This window comes from Paracoccus saliphilus (genome assembly GCF_028553805.1).
Lineage (GTDB): Bacteria > Pseudomonadota > Alphaproteobacteria > Rhodobacterales > Rhodobacteraceae > Paracoccus > Paracoccus saliphilus.
On the sequence record NZ_CP067140.1, the window covers coordinates 2479402 to 2497773 of the forward strand.

An 18372-nucleotide genomic window follows, 5' to 3' on the forward strand; every position below is an offset into this window, starting at 1 on the left:
GGACTAAGTCATCGCAGCCATTTTCCGCGCTCGAATAGCCGCTTGCCGAGCAGTCTTGTATCTGTAAGCATCTCTTTCGGCGCGATTCACAATATCACTGTCGCCAAGTCGTCTGGCGCATTGGATCAAGGCAAAGTAAATGTGCCGACGCTCGGCAATTTTCAACGCGGCCTTGAAGTGGTATAATGCTTTGCGGTCGCTGCCCTTTCCCGCAGCCAGGTAGCCCTTGGTGTAATGGTAGTTGTGGTGATCTTTGTTCCAGACAATTATCTCTTTCGGAATATGCCCTTCGAACATCGCTTTGATTGTATTCTTTAGGTTTCCGGTTTCTTTGAGACGGCTTATCACACCGTGTCCTGCCATCGGTGCAAGGTAAACATGGGCATCAGGATAACCGGGATGAACCCAATGATCCGCAAACTTTGCGTCGATCTTGTCCATTGGATCATAGATAATTATGGGTTTGTGCTCGCTTTTAGGCACATCTTTGAGGTCCAACACGTGTTCAAGCTCGTTGATTGACTTCTCGGAGTTCCCAGACAGGTAGGGATGGACAGGAAGTCTTGGCGAAAATCCTATGATCTTGGCGTTGAGCTGGCCACCAAAATATAGGGCAGCGTAAGCACCGGCACTGGCGCCATAGGCAACAATTTCTCTACCCGCAGCGACCGGTGCAATCAATCGCTCTACGGTCTCTATATCCAGACTGCGATGCATCACCTTATGGTGCGAACCTACGTAGACAGTATCGTAGCCCAGGGACAGTGCAGTTCCAGTCCCGAACCCGGAGTAAGCCAGTTTCTCATTGATTGGCGAGAACGTTACAATCAGCTTTCTGGAGGGAGACTCGGCGCGGTGATAGACAACACGATGCTTTGGTGTTGCCGATAGAATTTGATAGTCAGGCAATGCTCAACCATCCGTGTGTACATGCGTGATGCATCTTATTGATCAGCTCCAAAAAAAGTCAACTATGCAGGCCTGAACTACGGGAACGACTCCGCCGCAGCGTCAGCCGACAACATTCAGTTTCTGTCAGTCAGGTTCGCGCGCCCGGTAAATGTGGAAAGCTTTGGATGTGCCGCACGCAAGACCTCCGCATTGATCCGGCCATCCCTAAGCATTTTCTTTACCCATAGAAGCATGGGCCCTATCGCCTCTACTTGCGGCGATAGGGCCGTCTTTCCCAAGGGAGATTCGAGTGCCTCCAGCCCGGCGGTCTCGACTTCCTCTGAGTGCTTGCGCGCTGTTGTGACGGCTTTCAGACGGCGAAGCGTCGGTCGCATTCGCCGCAAGAACGCCTGATGATTGCCAGTTTGGCGCCACATCCGAAGGCTTTTTGCACGTGATTGCTCTCGCATCATCTGCACGAAGATCTCGGCGATTGACGTGTCGGACTGAATCCGGGGGCGAACGAAAGGGACGGCTCTGCTGCCTGTCAGACTTTCGGACAATAAACGAAACTTGACTGCCTTCTGCTTGTGATTGAACCCGCCATTCTGCGTCCGGGCTGCGGTATTGGGCACGACATCACTTGCCTCAAGCTCCCCGGACCGGATGCCGTTTTGTATAATTTGCTCTGCCAGCGGAGTACGGGTAACGATCACGCTGTTCCCCATACCGTCCTGCTTGTACTCCGGCAGCCAAGCGTCTCCCAATGAGATGTCGGCCAGTTCGGTCATCACGTCAGTACAAAAGTCACATGCTCTGGATTTGAAAAGACCTGTTCCCCACATATCCCCGAGCTTCTGCATGCGCACGCGGCGCTCCTTGCCAGTCGAGTCCGTTGCCGCAAAGGAATAGTCGCTGGAAAGGCTTTCTGGGTTCTTTACGCGATATTCAGCGTCCCGATACGTTCCCTCAATCCCGGCGCTCTGGGCAAGAAAATCGGTGTAGAAACGGCTTTTTAGTCCGCCGCAGATGATGCCCGCCACGAACGGAATCTTCTCCTTTAGCTCTGGATGGTAATGTTGCTTCAGCCTGATGGCCTTTACGAAACAAGACACCGCCGAGACCGCAATCCGCCCCTCGATTGTTTCGATAGTGGCAAATAGTTGGTCCATGGAGACGGGAATATACCGCGTCTTGGATGAGGTTTCGATGTTTTCGGACGCGTCGAAGATGCGATAGCTATATTGACCGTCGGAGGACTTGCGGACCACAAAGAGATGATCGACTTCGCCCCGTCGCAGAAGCTGGTCGAAGACATAAGTCGCGACGCCGCCGGACGAAGATGTGGGACGAAAGGCCGTACTATACCCCACGTAGGTCCCGATAAATCTGCCCAATCGCAGATCAGACTTGTCGGCATGCGGCAGACAAATCTTGGCCAGCGCGTCCTCGTCCTCAACCAGCTTTTCTGGGGCCGGGTTGAACGGGCACACTCTAACGGCTTCGGCTGGAACCTTGCCGTTTGTTGCCCTGGGCTCAAGGAACCCATCTTGAGTCCAGACCATCTTCAACGTTCCGCACGATTCCGAGACGCACACGCCGCAGCCCGTACACAGGACATTCAGAGGATGGTTGTCCGCGCCTAACGCAGGTGCAGAACTGGCCATTGCCGTAACATCGCTGGCAAGTGGTAAGGGTGCCTGCTTGGACGGAGCATCGGCAATGCCTGACTTGCCACCGCTTCCGTTCGGCTGGCCGCCTAAAGCATCCGTCAGGAATTTGAACGACTTCGCGCGCAGCGCATCAAGGCGCCCGTTGACTGCCTCCCAATCGATTGGGCGCAACAGGCTGTCTATATCCACCTCGTCCGAATCTACGACGATCCGATCTTCCAGCCCTACGGCCTTCAATAAGGACTGGAACCTGGCCAACCCCCGCTTGGCGTTTCCGTACGCCACAAAGGGGCGATTGAAGATGATCGAGAATGCGACCCCATGAAAGGAATCAGTGACGACATATGAGGCGTTGTGAAATGACGCCAGCCAAGCCTCCACCGACTTGTCTCCGCCCTCGTCCTTTAGTGGATCGGCAGACTCAAAGGGCTGGCCGCTGGTCGTTCGCGGCTCAACTGAAAGTGCGTTGGAGATCCGGTTGATGACGTCGAGCTTGTCAGGAGTTGCGTCAAGCACGTAGGTCAGCAAATGCCCACCCTCGGAGGATCGCTGGCTCTCTGCAAGGAGGGCGGCGTAATCTTTCTTCGACAGCAAAAGCGTCGGGTCCAAAACGTGCTGGGCTTCAACTCCGAATATATTCCGACAGAGATCAACGGCACTGTCTTCCCGGACCGAGACGGCATTGAATAACTGCAGAAGCGGTGCCGCGTTGGCCTTTTCGTCGGCCTTGTACTCGTCCTTTTCACTACCGAATGATGCGGCGTAAGCAATCCTTCTGGTGTCGCGGTCATCTTCGTCCAGGAACCCTAGGAAGAAATCGCGAAGAAGGCCTCTCGCGTATTTCGGCCGCCAGACTTGATCGCTGCCTACGATCACAGCATCGAAACCATATTCTCCAAACTGCTTACTAAGTGCAGCACTCGAATGAAATGCCCTTGAAATGGGAGTCATGTATTTTTCCACGAAGATGCGGTTCTGGACCTTCTTACCAAGACCGATCCGATCAGCGTAAAGAGGTATGTTGGCATCCGGCGCCAAGTCTTCGGGTACTGTGCCTGGGTCTTTCGACCCCGGACGTCGGTTCAGCAACACGGGACGATGACCAAAATCGCGCAAGACTTGCATCAGCGCGAATGCCTGCAGGTTTCCACCATAGTTGCGGTTCATTGGCAGCGTCAGAATACCAATTTGCAGAGACCGCGCAGCTGCTTCCTCCACCTGTCTCTCCGAGGGTATGTCGCTAATCTGCGCATATACCGTGTTCGGCCGGGTTACAGTGTTCTGCGATGGAACTGTGTCGGGCTTGGCTACCGTGTGCCGTTTGGAATCCGAGTGCGTCGGCGAAACTGCCTCGGCATCCGGAAGATCGATCGCCAGAGACTCGCGCAGCAGCTTTGCCGCAGAGGGTCCAGAGGGGCCACGAGTTTCGATGATGCGCAAGGCTGCGGATATCTTGTCTGGGTGGTCGAGATTCAGCTCTATTGCCTGCGGATGGTCTTCAAGGAAGCGCTTGAGGCGAAGTCTGGGGTCGGCCATCTTACCTTCGGCGATCAAGGTCTCGACCTCGGCAGGTGTCTCGGCCCCGGTCAGAACTTGACGCAATGGGGGACGGCCATGCTGCGATTTCCGAACATATTTGGCCTTTGTCTGGGCTATATGGGTAGGATAACCGGATAGTATCTGGTCATCATCACGCGACAGGACGATCAAGATTTCCTCATCCAACGGCCAGCCGTCCTTTGGCGCAGCGCGCTGGTAGTTGTGAAACCAGCGCACGCCCAAGGTTGCTTTCCGACCGTGTTTCTGTGCCCGTTTGAGACCTTCCGCCAGATTGGTGAGTGGCCGTTTGCCGAATGTCTGTTCTGGCCAGAACATCGCTTTGTTCGAGCGCGCCTGCTTGAATATTCGCCCAGAGATTTCGGTTGATCCCGCAAGGCCCGAATCAGCGATACTCAGCAAGGTCGAATGCGGAATGTCACCGTCGATCAGTTTTTCGACACTGACCTTTGGAGACATCTGAGACACAAGATCGCGCGAACGCTGGATGTCGTCCTGATCGAGGTTGCCGACCGTGCTTTTCTCTAGAATACTGCGCAATTGTTGTACATTCGGGTTCGCAAGGATCGTTTCAAGCCTTTCGAACCGCGCTGTGACAGATTTTCTGTGCAGCTCTGCCAGCATCGGGTCTGCAAACAAGCGATCCCGTTCCTGTTCAAATCCCGTCAAGTTATCGGCCACGACCAGGTCAGAGACCTGATTGTAATCGGCCTTGCGCCAGTAATCGATGCCGTGACGGTTAGAGTTCATCAGGCCGTCGCCACGGAAGATCTTGAGCAGGTATTCATCCAGGCTCTTGACCATGTAATGCGCGACCTCGGCGAAGTCGCGGTGTATGGCCTGGCGCCCGCCGTTCCAGGTCAATGTCTCCCGCTTCAACGGCTGGCCGCCGGCATCAATCCACGACGCTTTCCCCGGGGAGCTGATGGGTACGCCCCCCTTCATCAAGGGCTTTGGAAAATGGATCGCCAGGCGAAGATTATCGGCTTGCCGGAACAGGGTTTTGACGCCGACCTTCGGCAGGCTAGAAGCGTCCATCGACTGATTGAAGCGCTTGATGACCGGCCGATCTTCGAACTCGATGTTATGGCCTGACCCGAACAGTCGCCACGGGATTACCATCATGTCGGCTGACCTGTCCTGCATGACATCTATGAGCACGTCCAGCGTGTGCGGCGCCTTTTTCACGACTAGAAATTCGTCGGCATCTAGAACCATGACGAAATCCGCCGATTTGACCTCGGGAGTCAGATTGGCAATCTTGAGCGCACGGGAATGTGGTTTGGCGCCCGTCGGCACCTCGTTTTCGTAATAGGCGATTACACCCATCTCATGCAGCCGAAGAAGCATTTCATGGGTGCCGTCGGTGCAGTCATTTGCCAAGACGACGACCCGGTCGAAGCCAAGAGCCCTGTGATAAGCAACCCATTCTATGATGTAGGGCGCTTCGTTCTTCATGGAGGTGACGACGGTTGATATGGGCATGGAGAGTCTACTCGTTATTTTCTATGGCGAGACACCAAAATGAATGAACGGCAAAACAGGTCATCAGTAGGCGGGCGCCTGCAGGTGATAGCCATGATACATTCCACAGGCTCCTCGTCTCTTGAGTGGCAGAACAAACTAGTGTGGTCAACTGTTGGGTGACAAGTGTGGCAGTCAGTTTCTAAACTGACATACTATCAGTATCAGGTTGCCGCTTGCCCACCCCGATGCTGCACCTAAAATTAGGTAACTTGCGGCAGGGACGGATCATCCTCATCGACCAGGCGAGGCCCGGCCGGGTTCATGAGCGCGGCCCGCATATTACCGTAATCGACATCTTGGATCGCGATCTCCTGCGCGGCCGCCATGGCCGCTGCCTGCCCCATGCTCTGCCCGGCCTGCATCGCGGTGACCTCCATGCGCACCGAACCGAAAGCAACCGTGGTCAGGGACGTAGCGAACAGCACCGAGAGGTTGGTGCAGTTGGTTTCCTTCGGTATATAGGTCTCGAAGGGCACGGGGTTGGCCTTATTGCTGCCGCCCTGACCTCGAACGAAGCCGCCCTCCATCCATGTCATCCACTCGCCCGCCTCGTATTCATAGGCGATGATGCTCATGACATGGTGGTCGAAGGGATAGGAGGCAACGGCCACGGTCTTCGTGCCGAGATTCGGATATTCACCATCGGGCTGGTTCAGGTCGCGGGCGTCCATGACCGCCTTGCCGAGCATCCGGACGCCTTCGCGGACGTAGAATTGCGGGGTGTCGAAGACCGCGTCGTTCTCGTGGTGGTTATGATAATGATCGGCACGCATCCCCCAGGTCAGCGCCTCGGCGCGCAGCTCTGAGGGAACACGGGGATCGTCATGATGTTGCAGCGCGTAGAACAGGTTCAGGATATGCTCCCAATGCGCCTTCCAGATTGCCTCCCGCTCGGCATATGTTGCTCCCGGATAGGTCTTGCTCATACCGACCCAATCGGTCGAATAGCCGTGGCCGGTATTGATATCGTAAACGCCCTGCGAAATGCCATCCAGCTTGAAGAGATCGTGCATGCGGATCAGCGGATCGAGCACTAGGTGACGGAACAGCATCTCGAACCGGGCCGGGTCCCATGACGGCTGCGGCGTGGTCGGAAGCGGCACAAATCTCGCAGCATCAGTGCCCCATGCCAGCCGGAAGTTGAACGCCTGCAGCTCGTCGTCGGCCGATCCCAATGGCGGCTGATCGTGCAGATCGGGCGAAAACTCACTATAGATACCGGTCACCTCGGGGATCAGCCCGGAGGTGGTGTCGCCGGGGATGGCCCAGGGATCGACATAGGCGTATCCGCCCTCGGTCATCTGGAACTGCTTGGAATAGGATGAGTAATTTGTAGCAACCCCGCGATAGCCACCCGCGTTCTCGGCTCCTGCCCCTTGCATCTCGCGACCAACGCGCCACGGGACACCGGCAGCGACCAGCAGGTCGCCCTCGTAGCTGGCATCGATGAACTGCTTGCCGATCACCGTGCGACCATCGACCGTGACCATGCTGGTGATATCCGTATCGTTCTTGCTGACGCTGGACACGCCATCCGAGTAAAAGACCGGGATCTCGTATCCGCCGTTTGTCGAAGGATCGAGCAGCTCGCGCATCACGCGGCTGAACATACGCGGAATGAACGGAATACCGCTCGACGACCCGCCATGCATGGTACGCGCCTTGCGGATGATCCAGCGGGGAATACCGGTCAGGAACTCCATTGCCCTAAAATCGGTCCAGCCGAGGCCGGAGGCCGACATGCCGCCGATATGGCGGTCGCGCCAGCCGCCGATGATGGCCACGCTCGCCCCGGCCCGCGCCGCCTGTAACGCCGCCGTGACGGCCTGCGGCGTGGTGCCGTAGATCACCACGTCGACGGTGACCGTTTCCGGCCCGAGCCCGGCGGGCGTCAGGTCATATTCGCCATACCGGATCGCATCGAGAAATGTGCCGATCGCGCCGGTCAGTTCCCGCGCCTCGGTCTCGGTCAGCGCCGCTCCGAAGGCCCAGGCTGCCTGCTTGTGCGGGGAGTAGTCGGGCGAGAGCGCACCATCCACCGTCGCGGCCAGCAGAGTGATGCTCTGGGCGATCGGCGCGGCGGAAACGTCCGATGCCTGCGGCTTGGCCACGCCATTGCGCAGGCCGACACTGCCCGCTGCAACGGACCTGCGGGCGGCGGTCAGGCCGTAGCCGTCAGAATGCCCCGCAGGCGCAACCATGGCCTCCTGCCCCTGCGTCCGGGCCGTGGAGGAGTCGCTGGCGCTGCGAACGCAAAGCGAGATACCATTGCCCGCCGCATCAACCGCGCCATAATCCAGGTTGTCGCTCTGGAGGGTGATGCCGTTGTGATCCGTGCCCTTGCACCAGACCCCATGAAAGACATCGTCCTGGGCAAGATCGGAGGGTGCGAGTCCCGAATCGAGTGCCTGACCCGCCCCGGTCGCCTGCCAACCATCATCGGGCGAGAATGTCGGCGCGCCGATCTTGCTCATGGCCGAGGCGGGCGTTTTCCAGTTCAACAGGCTTTCCTGTTCGGTCGCGCCGACAATGTGAAGGTTGGTCAGTTTCGCCCAGATGCCGGTGGCCTTCAGACGCTTGATACAGGTATCGATCGTGCGGATGCGGCGTGCGGAGGGTGGCACCGTGAAGGCTTCGACCAGGGCCGTGGTTTCGGCCTCCTCGACATAGGGCGAGATGCTGCCCGTGACAGGGTTGATGATCTCCGGGACATCCGTGCCGGGATCCATACCCAGGGAGGAAAGAAAATTCTCGATCCCGGTGCTGGTCAGGAGCGGAACCTGCGCGCCCAGGCCATCGAGCAATCGATAGCGGGCCATCAGTCCAGTACACCACCCATCACATTGTCGATTCGGCAGCCCGAGATATCGCCTGACGCGGCATTTGCCCCGATTCCGATCATGCCGCCATCATAGGTAGATGCTTCAGCCGTGAGCGCTTCGACGCCATCGATATAAGCGCGGAGCATCTTCCCGTCCCGCTCCAGCCGGGCCGTCACCGGATAGGTCAGAAAGCCCGAGGACGTGGCCGCAAGGGTGACGGTGTTCAGCGCTTCGTCCACCTCCTCGAGAACCAGCTGCGAGGAGCGCAAGTTGAGGCGGTAGCCGGCATGGGTCTCTGGGGGCATGTTGATATAGAGGAAGGTGCCTTTCCCCGAAGAAAGACTGCTGCTTCCGCCGAGGACATTGGCCTCGATGAACTGATCGGGCGGCAGGAACTGTTTCGACTGCACCACCGGCAGCGCGTTCGACGCGCTTGGCTGCGCAGCATTATTAACGATCGTCATGAGCGCGCCCTGCGTTCGCACGTTCACCCAGAGATCATCATTGGTGGCGAGCGGTTCGTCGGCCCGGTTGAAGCTATCCGCGAAACTCAGGATGGGTGCGGGCTCGACCTTGGCATGCAGATCGACCCCGGCATGCATCTTTGCGCTTGGATCATCGAAGGTCCGCCACATGACCATGGCTGCCCCCGCAGGGCGGTCAGGGATCGTGGCACGCCGCTGCACGACGGTTTGCATGGAGCTGGACATGCCGGTCTGCAATTCCTGGATGGCGAGCAGGACTGACTGGATGATGGATTCCTTCGCCACCTTGGCGATCCGGATCCAGTAACCGTCATTGGCGGTCGGGACGCGCCCTTCGGCGGGCGGGCTGCCCTGGTCCCCCGATTTGCGCCACATCTCCATGTAGTCGCTGGTGAGCGTGGTGGTGACGATCATCCTGGTGCTGGCAGGGACCGTATAGGTCTCCGGTGTCTCGGCCTCAATAAAGACTGGCCGATCCGTCCATTTGGCATCGTTCGCGTCGAGCCGGGCATCACGGGCGAGCCGCTCGGCCATGGATTCCGCCGAATAGACGATCCGCATGATGGTATTGCTATGGATCTCGGCGAAATAGGTTCTCCCCTCAAGCAATCCTTCGGCGGGCAAGGGGCTATGGTTAGTATCGCGAACCTGGCGGGAAATGCTGCCGATCGTGCAAGAGGGCCCCTCCTGGGTATTGGTGCCGAGCGCCACGAAGCGAACGGTGCTGCCGGTACCGACGGTCTGACCTTCCAGACCGGGCGCGAGCTCCGCCGTAAAATTATCCGCGGTACCGGTCAGGTTGACCAGGCGGATGACGCCAGCCTGATCGATCTCGGCCTTCGTGGCTCCGCCAAGAATGACTCGAAGCGTGCCGCCCCGGCGGCGCAGAAGATAGGACCGGCCCGGCACGAAAGCCTTCGCCCGCCAGGTGCCGCCGTCATCGCCACGGATGTCGAAGGTGGTACCGGCGATGGTCATGGTGGGGTTGGCGGTATCGTTGGTCGTGAGCGGGATATACTCGATCGTGGAGCCGCCGGAGATCTGCGTGATGCCGGCATTGACGAATACCGGTGCGATATCCGCCGTGATCGCGCTGCCGGTGCCGCCGATATTGACCGTTATGATCGCAGCGCCATCGCGAATGGCGGACCCGACATCAGCCTCCAGCCCGTCAATCTTCCCCCATAGCGCCCGAACCCCGCCCTTGGATACCGGCTGGCCGGAAACGTAAACGCTGCTTGCATCATTTTGGAATGTCATGCTGACCTCACGTAAAAAAGCGGCCCTCGATGGGACCGCGCGGCATGCTGATGTTTGAGATGCCCTGTTCAGGCGGGGTAATTGCCGATCACGACCGGATTGGATTTGACCCGGGACGGATTTTCCGACTGCAGCCAGAACTTCGCCCCGGCGGCCGGGATGGAGGCGCTCATCGTCACATCGCTCGACGTGTCATAGGACCACTTGATGAGCACCGCCTGCCCGAAACTGCCACCCGCCTCGGCACGGTACAGCCCGGTGCGGCGGTAGTTCGCGCCGAGATCGGGCTGGAAGGTCACGTTCAGATTGCCACCGGCCGAGCCGCTTTCGGAAAAGACCACCGGATCGTCCGGCGGGGTATTGTTCGCCACGACATCGATGCCGATAACTTCGGTGGGGACCGACTGGATGATCAGTTCGCGGCCGCCGGAGCTGTTCTGATACCGACCGAAGAAGACCCGGACATCGTATTCCTGCAGATCGGCCAGCGGCACAGTGCGGAACGAAAAACCACCGCCCGAGGTCGCCTCGGCGATCATGTCCGTCCAGGTCCCGCCGGATGTCCGGCGATACTGTCCGAGAAGCCGATAGCCCGTAGCACCGGTAATCGCTCCCTTGACCCGGATGTAGGGCGCACCGTCATCGGTGATGACCTCGACGGATGTGATCGAGGTTTCCAGAATATCCGAGCCGCGGTCGATCTCTATCGGTGGTGTGGGCGGCTGGCCTTCCTGCGCAGCCGTCTGGCTGAACGAGCCCGGATCGGCCTCGATCAGGCTGACGGTAACATTGGTGCCATCATAACCAAGGCTGTCGATCCAGAATGGCGTGCCAATCAACCCGAGACGCGGGATATTGACCGCCACCCGGCGTTCCCCGATCAGGCGCAAACCGAAGGCCCGCAGCGTCAGGCTCATGCTGCGGTGCGGGTTCATCCGGGCCAGCTGCTGCCTGCAGAGATGCGCGGCCTGGCCGTGATGCTGCACGGCCAGCAGATCGACACCCTTCGGTTGACCCTCGCCCCAGAGCGCGATGGCGGCACTATCCTCGACCGGATCGGCATTGGTTTCCTGCCAATGGATCTCCGGCGCGACATAGGTCGGCACCAGCGTGGTAATGCGGGCGATCCGCTCGGTCCCGGCGCCGTAATCCATCTCAACGACATGGCGTTCCTCGATGGTGATCTCCGGCGCGGACCAGACCCCTGCCTCGACAGCCAGCTTGCCATCATTGGTGATCCAGGCCCGGCCGCCCATCGCGTCCAGCAGTTTCTGGGCGGTATCCTTGACCGGCTCGGCCAGCGCATGGCTCAATCCCGATTGGTATCGTAGCCGCGTACCGCCTGCGGTGGGTACCTCCGCATTGCAATCGGGGCGGGCGGCGTTGAAACTGGCGGCATCGAGATCGCCCGCCCGCATCGGACCGTAGACAGGATGGCCGAGCAGATCGGCGAGATGCACCACCGGGTTGCGCGACCAGGGATAATTGTCTCCGGTCACGGTCCAGACCGGCACCGCGCCCTCGATCAGCGCCGTAACCTTCGGCTCACCGCCGGAATAGAGCTCGCCGATATCATTGCCGTCAACGGCATCGAACATGGCGAGGATCGTGCCGACGCCGCGCATCCGGTGATCCGTGGTCCAGTTGTTCGGAAAGGCGTCCCGCAGCACCTGGTAAGCCCCGCCATCCCATTGGTCGCCCTGAATGCCCTTGCGCCAGACCAACCGAACATTACCCTTGTTCCAGGGCGCCGTGGTCACATAGCCGCTACTGTCCACATCGACCGGCTCACCGTTCAGGTAGAAGCGGATGACATCTTGCATGCCCCCTTCCGCGACGGCCAGCAACTTGAACAACCGGCGATTGCCATTGACATGGGTCCAATCCCAGAAACAGACCGTGCCACCGGTCCGGACCCGGCCGAGATGTCGATAGCGCTGCGCGTTGCTGGATTTGACCTCGTTCTGCACATCCTGCGGACGCGGCCCTTTCGGAGCCGTCAGCTTTGCCAGCGCGTAATTGATCGCGACAGAGGCCCCGATCTTCAGGGCAGCGGCGGCAACCCCGCCGGCTTTCAATGCCCCGATGATCCATGCCCCGACAGCAGCCATCAGTTCCCCCAGATTGCGATTGCGCCGCGCCGGCTCATGCTGACGCCGCGCGGGGTGCGGAATGTCCAATGCGTGCCGGTCCAGATCGCTGCGACCCGGCGGCCTGCGATCTCGATCACGCCGATATCGCCGATTTCGGGGACATCCTTGCGCGGCAACGGGATCTCGGGGGCGACGAGATCGACCAGGCCGGTCCCGGTCAGCGCCTCGGCTTCGGCTTCCGTGCCATAGGTGCCACGAAACCGGGCCGCCGGATCCATGCCCCACCTGATCATGCACCAATCGGCCACCCAGATCGTGCAATCCTGCACACCCCAGGCCCAGGGCAGATCAAGGCTGCGCCGGATGTAGCGGTCGAGCTGATCCGCTATCACTTCAACCATCCCTTGATGGTCTTGCCATCCATCGTGGCGACATAGTCGAAGCCTCGATCCACGACGCCCGGATAGCGCCGCGCCTGATCGCGTGGCGTGTATTCCCCGAGCGGCGTGTAATTGCGCGCCGCCGCGATGCTTTCGGCGCGGATACGGATCGAGGCCGAGGCGGCACTTTCACTGGGTCGCACATCCATGATCTGGCCGACATGCAGCACGATGGCGTCATCCGGGAATCCGCGCACGGTCCAGAGCTGCCGGATGCGCTTGCCCGACCAGAGTTCCGGGTTGTTCAGTGCCTGGTAGGCAAGGGTCTCGCCCTCCTTGTTGCCGATATTCCAGACGGTGTAATAGGCCGGCGCGGCATCGAAAGGATTGCCCGAGATTTCCAGCGGCTCGGCGGCGATCCAGCCCTTTGATGCCTGCCAGACCTGGCCGGCCACGGTCATTTCCGTATTGCCCTCGTTCAGGAAATACTCCTCCGCCCCGAAATCGACATGGAACAGCCGGACCAGCTCGACCGCTTCTGGATCGCGATCAAGGAATGCACGCAGTTCAGGCGACACGATCGAAGGCCTCGACAAAGGTGAGCGAGATCGGCGCGGCATAGCTGAGGATATCCCGCGCGCGAGCGCCCTCGTCATCCGTGGCGAAGCGGCCATGAAAACGGGGCGGATCGGTTTGCAGCACCGTACCAGCCGGGATCGCTTCCCGCGCATCCGGCTCGAACCGGACCCAGCCCTGATCGTTGCGGCGCACCACGCGATAGAGGAACCCGTTGACGCTGAACATGTCGCCCCGCCGGAAGGATGGCCGCACCGGGTCGGTCATTCCGACCGTGAGCGTGTTGGCCCCCGCAGCGCCACCCGTCTCGACCACCATGGGCTGCACACCGCCCGACTCATCGAGAAACCCGGTGCCATCGTCGAACCAGGCACCGTCGTCAGTATCATCGAACTGGGAATCCTGCAGCGGACTGACCTGTTCGCCGTAGCGATATCGATCGTAAAGACACAGATCGGCGATATTGAGGCGGCCGCGCATCATCGAGACATGCGCCTCGAAATCCTTGATCATCTGTTCCTCGGCATAGACCGACAGGGACAGCCGAACCTCCCAATGCGCCGCACCGTTGGAGATGATCTGATCGGTGCCTGCCAGCGACACACCGGAGGTCCGGGTGGTATGTTTCAGGAACACCCGGCAGGAGGTCAGCCTCAGCAATTCGCAGGGCCATTCAATGAGCTCGGGCATTAGCCATATCTCTCGTCATTATTGGCCGACACGCGGCGCAGGCTTTGGGGCAGCTGGGTTCGGTCGTATTGTTGCAGGCCCTGCTGCGTTATCAGGCCAGCGCGGCGATCGACAAATGCCTGGAGATTGCCAGTCTCCGGATCGACGCCGACCGTGACATGCGCCTCGTTGCGATTGGCCTGATCCACCATCCGGGCTGAAAGATCATGCGGAATAACCGTCGAGCCACCGGGCAGGTTGACCAGCTCGCCGCCACGCTCATTGATCCGGGCTAGGCCGCCCCGGAAATTCTCCACGCCATTGGCAAAGCCGGGGATCAACCCAGCCAATCCGGACAGGATACCGCCACCGGAGGCATTGAGCCCGGCGCCGCGAAGCGCGTTTGTCAGCGGATCGCCCGTAAGGCTATTGAACAGGCCGCCGAGGCCGGACGAGAGCATTTTCTTTGCAAACTGCTGCAGGACGTCGGACATGCTGCGCGTGCGGGTAATGACGTCCGCCGCGAGATCCCCGAATTTCTTGCCCATGTCTTCGGTTGCCCGGGAGGCGTCCTTCACGGAATCCTTGAGTTTGTCGATCCCGGCCGAACCTGCGCTACCTGCCTTTCCGGCAGAACCACCAGCATCCTCCAGCGCGTCCCCGAGATCGGTGATACTGGGAGTGGTGTTCTCTGCCTCCTTCTTGACCTTTGGAAATTCCGTCCGCAGATCGCCAAGGCCGAGCGCGGTCAGCTTGATGCCGGTTCCGGCATTTTGCATGGACTGCGTGACGGTGCCGGACATAGCCTTGAAGTTCTCTTCGGCGGCCGCCGACAAGGCTGCGGCTTCGGCGCGCAGATCCTCGGTAAGGCCACCGGTCCCGCCGCCTGTAGGCTTTACACTTCCAAGCGTCAGGAAGCTGATGCCCGTTGTCACCTTCCTGATGAAACTGTCCCATATCTGGGTCAGGTCGGCGACCATCGTGATGAAGTCGGATCGGACCAGGTTCCAAACACCCGCAAGCCCGGCCGGAATGGCCTTTGCGGAATCAACAATCCCCTGCCAGACCAATTCCGCGATGCGGCCCAATGTCTCGAATGCATTGCCGACGCTCCCGGTTGTCTCGATGAGACCGGTGAACCGGTAGATCAGCTCACCAATTCCTACAATCGCGATCCCGATCCCGGACCGAAGCAGCGCCCCCCGCAATGCGGCCAATGCGCCAACGAGCGAAAATGTGGCAATTCGTGCCGCGACAAGCGCCGCCACGAACCGCGTCCCGAATGCCGCAACGGCGGTGCCGATATAGGTGATGATCCGGTCGATATTGCCGGCCAGCCCGTCGATCATGGCGCGCAGTGCGCCGCCTTCGCGCAGGCTGGCGGTCATGGCATCGGCCATGCGCCCCATGGCGGGGACCAACTGCAGCGCGAGCTGCTGGCCTGCATAGCGTGTGACCAGGCCGAGGCGGCCGATCGAGTCATTGGCAGATTCGATCCGGCCAGCCTCGACGCTGTCCAGGGCCAGACCATAATCCTCGACATCCCGGCGGGCGCGACGGACGGCGTCACCGCCCTGGATCATCAGCAAGGCGACCTCGCGGTTCCGCACCCCGAGATCGCGCAGAACGGCTGTTGCTTCACCCGAGGACAGGCCGAGCGCCTTCACCGCGTCGGAGATCGTGGCCAGCTTCTCATCGGCATCGAGACCCGTCAGATCATCGAGACTAAGCCCGAGCCGTTCCAGGGCCCGGTCGGCATTCCCGGAGGTGCCGATATTGGCCAGCTCGCGGTTGATGTTCTGGATCTCGTTGGGCAGCGAAGAGACGGACACGCCCGCCTCGCTGGCGGCGAGTTTCAAAGCCTCGAACGCGCCGATCGAGGCATCCAGCCGGCGCGCCGCCTTGGCCGCCTGATCGATATCCTGGGCGCCCTTGAGGGCCGCTGCGCTGATCGCCGCCCCTGTCGCAGCGGCGACCGAGGCGACACGGCGGAACTGCTGCCCGAAATCCCGCAGCCGTTTCTGGCTCTCGGAAAGGCCCTTTTGGAACCGCGTCGCGTCGAGCCCGAGCAGGGCCTGCATGCGGCCGATCAGCTTTGTGGCTGCCATCAAGACCCTCCTGTCCGGCTATCTGATTGCGGGATGCGCGCGGATGCATGCCGCGCGCGCCATTGATCCATGGTGATGCCGGGCAGGCTGGCGCGCACCCCGTCGAGATACATGCGCAGATCCGGCTTCTCGTCGGACTCGCGCTGCAGCAGGGTCTTGAGCCGGGGCAGCTTCTTCGCGCGGCTCAGCCCGGCCGATACCCATGCGGTGGTCAGCATCATGTCCTCCTGGCGGCGCTGGCGGAGCTGCGCGGCGTCGCATTCGATGAGCCAGAGCCGCGGGGTGATCTGCCAGAACCGGTCGGGATCGAGCCCGAGCGACAACCAGCCGGTATAGAGATCGGCGAGGTTCAGCGCCTCGCCCGGGACTTTCCCGTAGATTTGCCTTTTCCACGCGTACCCGCTTCCGGGAAAGCGGCATTGAGCAGGCGGATCGCGATCTCCTGGTCCGCCGTCAGAAGATCGTCAGCAAGGTCATCCGCCTCCTCGGCCTCCATCCGCATGCCCTTTTGAAGCGCGACAGAGATTGTATCGACCAGGATGCCGAAGTTGAGCAATTCGCCTTCGTCGCGATCCTCATCAAGCAGCCCGCCGATCGTCACGCCATGCTTGCGCTGCAGCTTGCCCAGCCCTCCCAGTGTGAGCCGCAGGGTCAGTTCACGATCTTCATGTGTGACGTGCAATGCGCCTGTAATATCCGTCATGATCAGGGCCCCGTCACGATTTTGGCCGAGAGCCGGAAAGTCGCCTCGGCGGTCATCTTGTCATCGATCGGCGCTGTGCGTGCATAGCCGCTGAGAAAGGCCGCATATTGCTCGGGTGTTCCGCCTTCCGTGACGGTGAACTCCAGGATCACCTCTTCACCGCTGGCCTTGAGTTCCTGCAGCAGCGTGTCGGTCACCGAGCCGGGGATATAGTTCATCGGCACGGTGACCTCGCCACCATCGATGAGCCCGGCGATGAACTGGCGCCGTCGGCCCGGGGATTTCATATGGGTGATCTCGACCTCGTCGACCTGCTCATCAGGCAAGGTGATATCGCCGACCAGCTTGATCTCGGTCCAGGTCGGGGTCTCGCCCCGGCCGACGCGTATGGTCGAGCCATAACCAATCATTCCATCAGCCATGAGCTGACACTCCTTTGGTAGGTTTCAGGGGAAAGCTGACGGAAGCGAATTTGGGTGACCAAGATTCGCGCCGCATCAGCGTACAAAGTATCTACAGACTGGCGACCGGCCGCCAGGATTGCAGCCGGAAGCCCATGACCAGCGTGCCGACAAAGGCGTAGCCTTGGCTGTTGGTCACGATGCTGGTCTCTTCGAGCACGCAGCGCAGATCGGGTCTGCGCAGGGCCGCGATGATGATCGCCTCGATGAGCGCGCTGTCCTCGTCGAGCAGGTCCTCGATCTCGTCACCGCCCGCGCGGCGCAGCGCGACCTGCATCAGCGTGCGCCGCGTGGTGGTTTTCTGGGTATCGGCCTCGCAGGGTTCCTGCGGGGTCAGCACGCCGAGAACCGGCAAGGTGGCGTCATCCACGCTGCCGGGCCAGACCCTGAAGATGGTGACATCGGCAAAGCGTGGATGCGCCGCGAGGGCCACCCGGGCAATGGCCCGGTATTCAGAGCGGTAATGGCTCATGGCACGGGGTCCGGATCGAGATGCAATTCGCAGATCACATGCGCGTCGGGGCTGGGCGAGCCGTTGCGATGGACGGTCCGGACGCGAAACCGCCGCCCATCGGGGACAGTGACATGATCGCCCCGCTTGAGTTCCGGGACAAGGTCCCGGCGCACCCGCCATGTCGGCGCCTCGATCAGCACCTCGTTGCCATCGGCGCCGGGGATCTCGATCGGCGACTCGCGGAAGATCGACTGGATATCCCGCGAGATGCCATCCTGGGGCAGATAGGTGACCCGGTCGCCGAAGACATCGGCGAGGATCCCGGTCATGCCGTCAAAGGCCGATGCCATCAGGGGGCCGTCACCGCAACCCGGATCACACCATCCAGGAGCACGATCCCCGTCTCCGAGGGATTGGCCGCATCTTCGACCGCCGCCCCGACCAGCGCATCCGCCTCGACAGTAGTGAGCTGTTTTGCGGTGTCATCCCAGTAAACGGGATCACCGGCAGACCAGGCCTCGGCCGACAGCTTCGGCAGCTCGAAGACGCCACGGCGGACCAGCACCACGGAGTCACCGGCCTCCGCCTTGCCCTGGGCGACACCGAAGATCGCGCCGATCAGGACCGCGCCGCCCGAGGCTACGGCCGCGGGCATTGCCAGGGTGAGATTCTCACCAGGTTGAATGTAATTCTTCATCTCGCTTCCTCATCAG

15 protein-coding genes are annotated in these 18372 nt (G+C 60.5%); all 15 read right to left on the minus strand.

What is annotated here, in order from left to right; translation table 11 throughout:
• Positions 1 to 3: 3 nt before the first annotated feature.
• Positions 4 to 909: a hypothetical protein gene (locus JHX88_RS11900; RefSeq protein WP_141225868.1), complete on the minus strand. Its 906-nt coding sequence runs from the start codon at positions 907 to 909 to the stop codon at positions 4 to 6.
• 116 nt (positions 910 to 1025) lie between these two features.
• Positions 1026 to 5606 carry a polysaccharide pyruvyl transferase family protein gene (locus JHX88_RS11905; protein ID WP_076526993.1) on the minus strand — a complete coding sequence of 1527 codons (4581 nt, stop codon included), beginning with the start codon at positions 5604 to 5606 and terminating at the stop codon, positions 1026 to 1028.
• Positions 5607 to 5848: 242 nt separating this feature from the next.
• Positions 5849 to 8467: an FAD-dependent oxidoreductase gene (locus JHX88_RS11910; protein WP_076526992.1), complete on the minus strand. Its 2619-nt coding sequence runs from the start codon at positions 8465 to 8467 to the stop codon at positions 5849 to 5851.
• The gene (locus tag JHX88_RS11915; RefSeq protein WP_076526991.1) at positions 8467 to 10215 is read right to left on the minus strand and encodes a hypothetical protein; all 1749 of its coding nucleotides are present in this window, start codon (positions 10213 to 10215) and stop codon (positions 8467 to 8469) included. Before JHX88_RS11915 ends, JHX88_RS11910 begins: the two co-directional genes overlap by 1 nt.
• Positions 10216 to 10283: 68 nt before the next feature.
• Complete coding sequence (locus JHX88_RS11920; protein ID WP_076526990.1) at positions 10284 to 12326, minus strand: phage tail protein; 2043 nt, start codon at positions 12324 to 12326, stop codon at positions 10284 to 10286.
• Positions 12326 to 12700, minus strand: a complete 375-nt coding sequence (locus JHX88_RS11925; RefSeq protein ID WP_272848015.1) for a DUF6950 family protein — start codon at positions 12698 to 12700, stop codon at positions 12326 to 12328. Before JHX88_RS11925 ends, JHX88_RS11920 begins: the two co-directional genes overlap by 1 nt.
• Positions 12697 to 13266 carry a hypothetical protein gene (locus tag JHX88_RS11930; RefSeq protein ID WP_076526989.1) on the minus strand — a complete coding sequence of 190 codons (570 nt, stop codon included), beginning with the start codon at positions 13264 to 13266 and terminating at the stop codon, positions 12697 to 12699. The genes JHX88_RS11925 and JHX88_RS11930 overlap by 4 nt, the downstream gene beginning before the upstream one ends.
• Positions 13256 to 13954 carry a hypothetical protein gene (locus JHX88_RS11935; RefSeq protein WP_076526988.1) on the minus strand — a complete coding sequence of 233 codons (699 nt, stop codon included), beginning with the start codon at positions 13952 to 13954 and terminating at the stop codon, positions 13256 to 13258. Before JHX88_RS11935 ends, JHX88_RS11930 begins: the two co-directional genes overlap by 11 nt.
• Positions 13954 to 16041 carry a hypothetical protein gene (locus JHX88_RS11940; RefSeq protein ID WP_076526987.1) on the minus strand — a complete coding sequence of 696 codons (2088 nt, stop codon included), beginning with the start codon at positions 16039 to 16041 and terminating at the stop codon, positions 13954 to 13956. The genes JHX88_RS11935 and JHX88_RS11940 overlap by 1 nt, the downstream gene beginning before the upstream one ends.
• Entirely contained in the window at positions 16041 to 16364 is a 324-nt protein-coding gene (locus JHX88_RS11945; protein WP_076526986.1) for a hypothetical protein, read from the minus strand. The genes JHX88_RS11940 and JHX88_RS11945 overlap by 1 nt, the downstream gene beginning before the upstream one ends.
• 26 nt (positions 16365 to 16390) lie before the next feature.
• The gene (locus JHX88_RS11950) at positions 16391 to 16744 is read right to left on the minus strand and encodes a hypothetical protein (RefSeq protein WP_076526985.1); all 354 of its coding nucleotides are present in this window, start codon (positions 16742 to 16744) and stop codon (positions 16391 to 16393) included.
• A 2-nt stretch (positions 16745 to 16746) separates the two neighbouring features.
• Positions 16747 to 17166, minus strand: coding sequence for a phage tail tube protein (locus tag JHX88_RS11955; protein WP_076526984.1), 420 nt, complete (start codon positions 17164 to 17166; stop codon positions 16747 to 16749).
• 91 nt (positions 17167 to 17257) lie between these two features.
• On the minus strand, positions 17258 to 17677 hold the full coding sequence (locus JHX88_RS11960; protein WP_076526983.1) for a hypothetical protein: 420 nt from the start codon (positions 17675 to 17677) through the stop codon (positions 17258 to 17260).
• Positions 17674 to 18009, minus strand: a complete 336-nt coding sequence (locus JHX88_RS11965) for a head-tail joining protein (RefSeq protein WP_076526982.1) — start codon at positions 18007 to 18009, stop codon at positions 17674 to 17676. The genes JHX88_RS11960 and JHX88_RS11965 overlap by 4 nt, the downstream gene beginning before the upstream one ends.
• Positions 18009 to 18356, minus strand: coding sequence for a DUF2190 family protein (locus JHX88_RS11970; protein ID WP_076526981.1), 348 nt, complete (start codon positions 18354 to 18356; stop codon positions 18009 to 18011). The genes JHX88_RS11965 and JHX88_RS11970 overlap by 1 nt, the downstream gene beginning before the upstream one ends.
• Between the last annotated feature and the right edge of the window lie 16 nt (positions 18357 to 18372).